This window comes from Variovorax sp. P4_B11 (genome assembly GCF_056402355.1).
Genome location: NZ_JBFUHO010000022.1, coordinates 102,970 through 112,122, shown reverse-complemented (window position 1 = coordinate 112,122; position 9,153 = coordinate 102,970). Strand labels below are relative to the sequence as shown.

Genomic DNA, 9,153 nt, shown 5'->3' with positions numbered 1-9,153 from the left:
GCGCAGGAAGCGTCGCAACCTCTGGATCACTTCGCCGGCGCGTCGGCTGTCAGCGACGATGTCGGCAACGGTCGCGCGCAGCTCGTCGAGCGGGGGTACGTTGGAACGGAGTAGATCAGACGCCGTCTCCGCATTGGCCCGGCTCGCCGCGAGCGGCTGCGTGAGCTCGTGCACCAGCGAGGCTGCGAACACACCCATCGAACCGACCCGCGCTGCATGGGCTGCCTGCGCATGCGCCTCCTGTTCACGCCGCTCCGCCGACTGGCTTGTCAGAAAACTGGCGACTGCCTCGCCGAGCAGCTGCGCCCGTGGCACCAGGATCTGTGGCCAGTCAGGATCTTCCTGGGTTGTGGCGATCGACAGGGCCCCTGCGACCTTGCCCGACAAGACGAGCGGCACGACCATCGCGGCACCGATGCCCCATGCCCGAAGCGCATCGAGGTCGGCGGCCGCCTCGGTGGGATGTTTGATGTTCCGGTTGAAGCGGACGACCGAACCCTGTTCGAGTTGCCCCGCGATCCAGGGCAGTGTCTGTGAGCGCGGCGCGTCTGGCGGTGCAAACTGGCCGTTGACGAGCCCACAATGCGTCCTGATGAACGAGGCGCTCCCCTCGGCGCGCTGCCACAGCGTGGCACGATCAGCACCGAACGACTGTGCGACCGCTCGCAGGCCTGCCTCGAGGACGCTGTCATGCTCATCGCGCGGTGCCGCGAGCAGAGCGCTGAGGATGTCTGACACCGTACGCTCGAATCGGATGGCGGCGTCGAGTTCTTCGCGCGCGCGCTTGTGTGCGAGGGCGCTACCGAAAATGGTCGTCATCACTTCCATGCGCTCGATCAGATCTTGCGGCCAAGTGCGTTCGGCTTGCGTGCAATCGAGCGCGATGCAGCCTTCGATCTCTCCAGCAACATTGAGTGGCACGACCAGACCGGCTCTGACCCCATGCCGTTGGTACGTCGCCCTGTCGGTTGCCGCCGCCTTCGGCAATTCATCGAGTCCGCCGAAAGCGATGATCCGGCCAGACTTGAGATGTGGGATAGCCCAGGGAAAGAGCGTCGAAAGGCGCCCCGGGGAGCCTTCGATATTCCCGTGAACCGCTCCCGAATGAGTGACGCGCGGGCCGACGCTTCCCTCCGTAAAACGGATCAATTGCGTGCGATCGACGCCGAGCACCTCGGAGATTCGTCGAAGCGAATCGGTGATGGCGCAATCGATCTTGTCTATGGGCAGATCGATGAACCAGGCAGACAAATCTGCCAGCAGGCGATCGAAGGCAGCGCTCGATTGCGCAAATTCGGCTGCGGAACACCCCCTATCCCCAACGAGCCATTGGCACCTCGTTCGAGGCCCTGTGAGGCGATTGACTGACATGTCAATGTTTCCTTCACTCAACCACACCCCGCGCAGCGCAACAAGCGGTCAAGGGCGTCTCGGGATTGCTTGAAACAGATCGCGCGACCTCGACGCGAGGTCGATCCGAATCTGCTGGATCCCAGATCGACGACCGCTGCGTTCCCTGGCCGCTCGCCGCGACATGCCCAGGGGCAGCAGCGGGTCGGCTCTTAGAAAACTCAGCGGGTCTGCAACAAGCTAGGCTACCGCCCTACGGCCGGCTGGCCGCTGAGATGACGATCTCGACGCGGCGGTTCTTCGCCCTGCCCTGAGCCGTGTCGTTGCTCGCCACCGGCCGCGACTCCCCAAAGCCCTGGGCCGAGATCGTGTTCGACGGCACCCCATTGGACACCAGGTAGCGGGCAACATCGTCGGCGCGCGCCGACGAGAGCTCCAGGTTGGATGGGAAGCGCGTCTTCAGCGCTCCAACGATTGGCAGGTTGTCGGTGAAGCCCTGCACGATGATCTGCTGGCCAGGCAGGTTCGACAGTGTGGGCGCGATCTTGCTCAGGGTCTCCTGGCCCTTGGCATTGAGCGTCCAACCACCTTCGGTGAAAAGGATCTCGTTGACCATCGTCACCTTGAGTTGGTCCTGTAGCTGCGTGATTTGCGCCTGGTCGCTGCTCAACTCGCCCGAGAGCTTGCTGTTGAGCGCGGCGTAGGTATCGGCCTTCTTCACTTCGGTGTTGTAGGTCTGCTTGGTCACGCAACCCGAGGCCAGCGCTGCGGCACAGAGTAGCAACCCGATCTTGATGAACTTCATGATCTATTCCTCGTTGTTGAACAGTGCTTCAGCGACTTTTTGCTAACGATGTCTACAGCATGGCCATGCTGGCCTCAATTCGGGCCAGCACGGATCAAAGCATGTCACTGGTGGGAGACCGAATTGTTGACACAGATCAATTGCGCCCGATCCACAACGCTGACCTTGCGGCCCTCGAGTTTGTCAGACGATCCAAATCACTCGCTCGGCAAATCGGAATTCTTCTCCAGTGTTCCGCCGAAGTCCCGCAAGATCGACCCGTAGTCAGCCGATTCGCGCATCAGGCGGCCTGCAACCTTGCGCAGCCGGTCGATGTCCTGGGCTGGAAGAGAAAAGCTCGTAGGAAGGTTCATGAACGAACAATCTTGTGGAGCAGGACCACCGTGCCGTCAAGCGACGAGTCCGGCCGATGTTGGGATTCAAGTCTTTTCGCTCTGCCGCGCGCCTGATCGGCGGCATCGAGACCATGCACATGATCAAGAAGGGGCAACTGCGCTGCCCCGGCGGCTTGGCATCTTCACATGCCGACTACTTCTACAGTCTCGCCGTCCGTTGATCCGAAAAGCTGCCGGACTTCATCCGCCTCGACCGGCTTATCGCGACAAGACCGAATCAACTGCCCATTGATGCGCGCATATCCAGCGATACACCGTCGAGCCAACTCCGTCTTTTGCTTTCGAAGCCACCTGCACTCGAAATCTTCGTGCTGCTGTATCAAGCGATACCGGTGAATCTTTTGCTTCACCCCTAGAGTTTCCCTCGAACCGCTGCCGGCGCGGGCCGTCATGCAGATCTCGCCGATCATCCTTTGGCGAGCTGCAGGGCCGCTCGCCGCACGGTCGCCGCCGCCGTCGAACGGCCGCATCTACGCATCAAAGAATGGAGATATCCGTCATGACAAGCCCCGAAGCCGGCTTCGACCCTCGCGCGTTTCGCCGCGGATTGGGCAATTTCGCCACCGGCGTCACTATCGTCACCGCTCGCAGCCCAAGCGGCGAGCCGGCCGGTGTCACCGCCAACAGCTTCAACGCCGTGTCGCTGGAGCCACCGCTGATCCTCTGGAGCATCGACAAACGCTCAAACAGCCATGCGGTATTTGAGGCTGCCAGCCACTTCGCGGTAAACATCCTGGCTGCGGACCAGATCGAGTTGTCCAACCACTTCGCCCGCCCGCAGGCGGACAAGTTCGCCCGCGTCGCTTGCGAAAGCGGCGTCGGCGGCGCGCCGCTGCTGCCCGGCTGCGCTGCGCGCTTCCAGTGCGAACGCCACCAACAGGTGGACGGAGGCGACCACTGGATCTTGATTGGCAAGGTGGTGGCCTTCGACGATTTCGGCCGCTCACCACTGCTCTATCACCAGGGCGCCTACTCGATGGTCTTGCCGCACCCCCGTGCGCCGCGCCGAGACCCGGCGACAACGGCTTCGGCCACCGTGCGCGGTCGGCTGGCAAGCAGCAACCTGTATTACCTGATGTTCCAGGCGGTCAATGCCTATCAGGCCAGCTACGCGCCCAAGCAGTTGTCCACCGGCCTGCGCACCAGCGAGGCGCGCATGCTGATGATGCTGGAAGATCGTCCCCGACCGGACCTTGTTGCCCTGCAACGCGAGGCAGCAATGCCTACTCGCGAGATTGTCGAGGTCCTAGCCAACCTCCGGCAGAAGGGCTTGGTCAGCGAGCGCGCCGCTGGCCACGAATTGACCGAGGCCGGCCGCGCGCAGACCGAGGCACTGTGGGAGATTGCCCGGCGCCAGCAGGAGGCAGTGTTCGCCGGGGTCAGCCCCGAGAACATCGAGACGTTCAAGAAGGTGCTGAAGGCGGTCATGGAGGCGCACTGAGACGAAGCGCCAAGCTTCATGAATTCAATCGTGCCAACTACCGGAACGTGGTGGCGCGCCTCTCGCAAGCGCACTGTCGATCGGCGTTCAACTGGTGGCGTCGTTCGCGCGCGAGGGCTGGCTGATTCGGTTGGCCAACTGGCTGGAGGAGAAGCGACCGATCCGGTTTGCTCGCTGAGAAAGTGGCATGTGCGCGTGGGTGCTGGCCTCCAAGCCTCGGTACAGCTCCCGCGGTGGTCGGCCTGAGGTTCGAGCCGAGACTTCACGGCGGGGTGGCCGTCGAAATGGCTTCGACTCGCGAAGGTCATGCCAGGTGCGGAAGCTTTCGAATTCTTGGGCCGATGAAGTCCAGGAAGGTCTGGGAGGCCGGCGACAGAGAGCGCCCCTTGCGCGCGAAGACATCGAAGCTGCGGCGCACCTCGGGATCGCCCAGGGGCACCATCTTCAATCCATAGCCTTCGACCAGAGGCGCCGCATAGGCGATGCACAGCGCGACGCCCAGCCCGGCCTTGACCATCGACAAGGCCGTGGGCATGTAGGCCACTTCGTGCGCCGGTGAGAAGCCGACACTGAGGGATGCCGCGCGCAGATCCTGCGCTAGCCGCTCTGTGAACTGCCCCTGCAGGACGATGACTGGAAACGGCACCAGGTCCGACCAGCGCAAGCGCCGGCGCCTGGCAAGCGCATGGCCCGGCGGGCACACAGCCATGAACGGGCCATCGAACAACGGCGTGGACGTGATATCGGAGTTCGGCTCGCGCTCGGGGCCGATGCCCAGTTCGACCTCACCCGCAAAAACGCGGGCCATGACGGCGTCGGCCGGGGCGTCGACCAGGCTCACCTGGATTGCAGGATGCTCGCGCTGAAATGCCGCGATGAGGTCCGGCACCAGGGTTGACGCCAGCAACTGCGTGGTTGCGAGGCGCACCACGCCGACCTTGAGGGCGCGATGGTCATTGACGCGGTGCAGTACACCGTCCAGATCGTGGAGCACGGCGTCGAGTAGTGGATGCAGGCCGTCTCCGATCGGGGTCAGATGCACGCGTCGCGTGCTGCGATCAACGAGCCGAACGCCCAATGTCTGTTCCAGCTCCTTGATCAAGCCGCTGAGCGCCGACTGCGTGATGAAGAGGCTTTCCGCGGCCAGCGTGAAGCTACCGGTGCGGGCAAGCGCTACGAAAGCTCGCAACTGGCGCAGCGTGACATTCATCGGACAATCTCATAAATGCATCGAGAAAAACCGTTTGAATGATAGATGAAAGCGCGCTTCAATTCAGGCATCCGGACGGAAACCACCGACCGCCATTTCTCCGGATGCCGCTCTACGAGCGCCGTTGCCGGAACCGGTGTAGTCCAGAACCTGTTGGAGACCTCCATGAAGATCGATCGCATTCACCACGTCGCGTACCGCTGCAAGGACGCCAAAGAGACCGTGCTGTGGTACCAGAAGATGCTCAAGATGGATTTCGTCTTGGCCATCGCCGAGGACAAGGTGCCTTCGACCAAGGCCCCCGATCCCTACATGCACATCTTTCTCGATGCTGGGCAGGGCAATGTCCTGGCGTTCTTCGAGCTGCCCACGAAGCCGCCGATGTGCCGGGACCCGAACACCCCGGAATGGGTCCAGCACATCGCATTCCGCGTCAAGGACCGGGCCGAACTGCTGGCGTTCAAGGAACACCTCGAAGCCAACGGCGTCGAGGTGCTGGGCGTGACCGACCACGGCGCTTTCCATTCCATCTATTTCTTCGATCCCAATGGCCACCGGGTCGAGCTGGCGTGCCCGGATCCCGAGGAGGACGCGATGATTCGCCGGTTGGACGCCGTGAAGTGGGACATGCTGGAGGAGTGGTCGAAGACGAAGCGTGCGCCGAAGCACGCGGATTTCCTTCACGCCCGGGAGTTCTCACACTGAATCGTATCGCGGCGGGCACTGTGGCCCGCGCCGCCGCAGATGGCCGAACGCTCCTGATCGCCACCCGCAACTCGGCCAGCGCTCGAACACATGGGCAAGAGCGTCGGCAGTTGCTGTGCCCGCTTTTAGGGCGACAGGGCGGCCGGGCCGTGGCCGCCAAGCCGCCGAAGACTCTATTCCACCAACCGCAGGATGTCCGCCACGCGCTCGGCCGCCGGCAGCGGCGTGGACAGCACAAGGGCCGTGCTGACCGTGCCATAGATCCCGATCTTGTCGATCACCGTTTCCAACTCCTGGCTGGAGCTGGCCAGGATGTGAACGACGTAGCTGTCAGCCCCCGTGACGCGCATGACTTCGATCACGTTGGGGGTTTCGCGAAAGGCTTTGAGCAGACCTTTGCCGTGTTCCACCGCCGCGCCGAACCAAGACCGGCGAAGTGCTTGGCAAGACTGCCACGCGCCACACCTCGGCCGAGTTCGTGGCCTTCCTGACCGACATCGTGGCCAATCAGCCCCGCGGCAAGGAGATCCATGTCATCGCCGACAACCTCTCGGCGCACAAGACCAAGCAGGTCGACGCGTTCCTGAGTGAGCATCCAAACCTCCATATGCACTTCACGCCGACCTACTCGTCCTGGCTCAACCAGGTTGAACTGTGGTTCGCCAAGATCGAGCGTGACGTGATCGCGCGCGGCGTGTTCACCTCGGTGCCCGATCTCAAGAGAAAGCTCATGCGCTACATCCGCAAACACAACGGGCAACCGAAGTCCGTGAAGTGGAAGTACTTCGACCCACCACGACGAATTACTCCCGATTCAATCGTTGCGGCCCACTAGCCGATGCCCAGTTCGAAGCCGCCTGACTGAACTGTTGCGGTCTGCGGGTGTTCTTGTATTTCGATGGCGCTTGCTCGTGATGACCCAGACTCTTAGAGGTGGTATCGGGCGCCTTTGCACCATGACCACAAGCTTCGCTGGCAACTGTGGCAGCTGCCGTTCGCGCCACGAGGCGAAATCGAGCGGTTGTGGTCAAGGCGGCCGCCTTCGCCCATGGGCTTGACGTTGAGAATGAACGTAGACGAGGGCCGGCGCCCTCCGTTCGGCCCAGTGTAGTCATGACAACGTCACGCCATCATTTGCTCTATGGCTCCCGAGCAACGTTCGCGATGTCAAAGTTCGCAAAAAATCCATGATCAGGGGGGCCTTAGTCGAAAATTCCCACAACCTTAGTCATCTAATGGGGGGGCCTACAGCTCGGAAAATCCCGTGTCGCCCGTGTGATCCCGGCCGCTCCAGTCCGCGATGAATGCCGTCGCTTTTTCCTCGAGCACGACGATCGCGCCCGCTTGATCATGTTGCTGGCTTGCCAACGCGATGCGGCACTTGTGTGTCTCGTCCAGATACAGATCCGCATGGCCAGCGACGAAGCCGTTGAGGCCGATTCCCGTCAGGAGGATTCGGACGGTCCATCCCTCGTGATCGAAGCGCTTTGCCTCGAACTCATCAGAGTCCATGCCATCTCCGAAGGGTAGTGGGCGCCGCCGGCCGGCCGCGAAGACGGTCAGCTTACGCCAATTGACTGCTACGACAAGTCAACAGGGGCACCCGCGACGACCGCAGCGACCAGGACTCTCATCCGGCCTCGCGTTGCATCCCCCGCGCAACCTCCACCACCACGCCCCTGAGCGACTGCACCGTCGGATGCGCCTCCAGTTCCTTCAGCGTGAAGAAACTCACCGGTGGCAAGTTCCAGCTCAATCGATAGGGCAGCGCGCCCCAGTGTCCTGCTCGCTCCATCTCGGTCACCACGTCACGGGCCAGGATGGATATCGCGTTCGGCTCGGTCCTCAGCACCATCTCCATGCTGCGAATCGACGTCGTCTCGAGCATCGGCACCGGAGGCTGCACGCCGGCGCCCACGAAGATCGCGTTGTACGTTCTGCGCATGGGCGTATTCGGTGGCGGCAGGATCCAGTCCAGCTTTGCCAACCGTGTCCAGTCCAGGGGTCCGCGCGACAGCCGCTTGACGCTTTTCGCGGCCACCACCAAGCAGGGCTCCTGCTGGTAGATCGCCTCTTGTACCAACCCTGTCGCATCTCCGTCGTACGAGCGACCGATCGCGCAATCGAGCTCCCGTGCGACAAGACCGGCGACGAGTTCGTCCGTGGTTCCTTCGCGCGTCATCACCGCCATGCGCGGTGTGCGGTCCAGCAAGTGGGTCAGCGCCGCGGACATGAGCTGCTGCGGCACCTGCTGCGTCAGGCCCAGACGCAGGCGTCCGCTGCGGCCTGCCTCCAATGACGTGAGCACGCGCGCGGTGGACTCCAGTTCCGCGAGCCAGCGCTGGGCGTAGCGCAGCACCGCCTCGCCTGATGACGTGGGCACCAGGCCCCGGCTGGAGCGCTCGAAAAGCCGGCTGCCGAAGATGTCTTCGACTTCGCGCAATGCCTTGGTGATGGCCGGCTGGCTCAGTCGCATGTCGGCGGCCACGCGGCCGAGCGTGCGATGGCGATCGATGGCCTGCAGCAATGAAAGCTGCCGGAGCTTCAAGCGGGAGAGTAGCGCGTGCTGCAGGTCGGCGGCGGGGTCGCGAGCGGTCGGCAAGGCCATAACTCCTTGGTTATCAAGCTATCAGAATTTAGTGCATTTTGGTGAATCAGGACGCCTAGACTTTCCCCATGCCCGCAGCCGCCGCATCAACGCCCACCGCCATCCTGGCCAACCTCCTCGACGTGCTCGTCGAGGCGCGGAGCGCCGACGTCGCGTTGCGCGAAGTGGACCTCTGCCGACGCCAGATTGCCGGCGACAGCGTGTTCAGCATCCAGCAGAACGTCAYGACTGCGCGCGACCCGATCGACGTGATCCGGCTGCGCCGCTTCTATTCGTCGGAAGCGGAGCGCTATCCGGTGAACGGCGCCAAGCGCAAGACGCTCACGCCATGGACCGAGTGCCTGTTCGTGCAGGGCCGTGTGTTCGTCGCCGAGGGCGAGGACGCGCTGGCACGCCACTTCGACGATTTCGAGCAGATGCGCCCCTACGGCCTGCAGAGCGTGATCAACGTGCCGCTGCTCGAGGGCAATCTTTGCTATGCCACTTTCAACGTCTTCGGCACCCGAGCGCGGTGGCTGCCGCACGAAGTCCTGGCTATCCGCCTGCTGGCGCTGGCCGCGGCGCGCTGGGTGCCGACCGCGCCCGGCCTGGCGCACCGCTTCACGGGCGTGTCCCTTCCCCAATCCCTGGAGGCTTGAC

The 9,153-nt window shown here is 63.1% G+C and carries 10 protein-coding genes and 2 pseudogenes; 5 read left to right on the top strand and 7 right to left on the bottom strand.

Going from position 1 to position 9,153, the window contains the following annotated elements:
* The 3 genes from AC1DYD_RS20275 to AC1DYD_RS20265 form a co-directional block, all read right to left on the bottom strand.
* A partial coding sequence (locus tag AC1DYD_RS20275) for a GAF domain-containing protein (RefSeq protein ID WP_478174549.1) occupies positions 1–1,371 on the bottom strand: 1,371 nt, incomplete at its 3' end.
* Positions 1,372–1,603: 232 nt separating this feature from the next.
* Positions 1,604–2,155 carry an OmpA/MotB family protein gene (locus AC1DYD_RS20270; protein ID WP_478174548.1) on the bottom strand — a complete coding sequence of 184 codons (552 nt, stop codon included), beginning with the start codon at positions 2,153–2,155 and terminating at the stop codon, positions 1,604–1,606.
* 197 nt (positions 2,156–2,352) lie between these two features.
* Positions 2,353–2,508 carry a hypothetical protein gene (locus tag AC1DYD_RS20265; RefSeq protein WP_478174547.1) on the bottom strand — a complete coding sequence of 52 codons (156 nt, stop codon included), beginning with the start codon at positions 2,506–2,508 and terminating at the stop codon, positions 2,353–2,355.
* Positions 2,509–2,513: 5 nt separating this feature from the next.
* On the opposite strand from AC1DYD_RS20265, the pseudogene AC1DYD_RS20260 reads away from it, so the two are divergent.
* Positions 2,514–2,711 (top strand): annotated as a pseudogene (locus tag AC1DYD_RS20260) (DDE-type integrase/transposase/recombinase); the annotation flags it as partial.
* A 338-nt stretch (positions 2,712–3,049) separates the two neighbouring features.
* Complete coding sequence (locus AC1DYD_RS20255) at positions 3,050–3,991, top strand: p-hydroxyphenylacetate 3-hydroxylase reductase component (RefSeq protein ID WP_478174546.1); 942 nt, start codon at positions 3,050–3,052, stop codon at positions 3,989–3,991.
* Between the two features lie 304 nt (positions 3,992–4,295).
* On the opposite strand, the gene AC1DYD_RS20250 is transcribed toward AC1DYD_RS20255, so the two are convergent.
* Positions 4,296–5,201, bottom strand: a complete 906-nt coding sequence (locus AC1DYD_RS20250) for a LysR family transcriptional regulator (RefSeq protein ID WP_478174545.1) — start codon at positions 5,199–5,201, stop codon at positions 4,296–4,298.
* Between the two features lie 165 nt (positions 5,202–5,366).
* Here AC1DYD_RS20250 and AC1DYD_RS20245 point away from each other — a divergent pair, with 165 nt between their 5' ends.
* Positions 5,367–5,906: a VOC family protein gene (locus tag AC1DYD_RS20245; RefSeq protein ID WP_478174552.1), complete on the top strand. Its 540-nt coding sequence runs from the start codon at positions 5,367–5,369 to the stop codon at positions 5,904–5,906.
* A 173-nt stretch (positions 5,907–6,079) separates the two neighbouring features.
* Here the strand turns inward: AC1DYD_RS20245 and AC1DYD_RS20240 are convergent, their stop codons facing one another.
* Positions 6,080–6,316, bottom strand: coding sequence for an Lrp/AsnC ligand binding domain-containing protein (locus tag AC1DYD_RS20240; protein ID WP_478174544.1), 237 nt, complete (start codon positions 6,314–6,316; stop codon positions 6,080–6,082).
* Between the two features lie 11 nt (positions 6,317–6,327).
* On the opposite strand from AC1DYD_RS20240, the pseudogene AC1DYD_RS20235 reads away from it, so the two are divergent.
* Positions 6,328–6,741: pseudogene (locus AC1DYD_RS20235) on the top strand (IS630 family transposase); the annotation flags it as partial.
* Positions 6,742–7,151: 410 nt separating this feature from the next.
* Here the strand turns inward: AC1DYD_RS20235 and AC1DYD_RS20230 are convergent.
* Positions 7,152–7,418, bottom strand: a complete 267-nt coding sequence (locus AC1DYD_RS20230; RefSeq protein WP_478174543.1) for a hypothetical protein — start codon at positions 7,416–7,418, stop codon at positions 7,152–7,154.
* Between the two features lie 118 nt (positions 7,419–7,536).
* A complete protein-coding gene (locus AC1DYD_RS20225; RefSeq protein WP_478174542.1) occupies positions 7,537–8,508 on the bottom strand; it encodes a LysR family transcriptional regulator in 972 nt (323 codons plus the stop codon).
* Between the two features lie 74 nt (positions 8,509–8,582).
* On the opposite strand from AC1DYD_RS20225, the gene AC1DYD_RS20220 reads away from it, so the two are divergent.
* Positions 8,583–9,152 (top strand): GAF domain-containing protein, encoded by a 570-nt coding sequence (locus AC1DYD_RS20220; protein WP_478174541.1) that lies wholly within the window; start codon positions 8,583–8,585, stop codon positions 9,150–9,152.
* Position 9,153 lies beyond the last annotated feature (1 nt).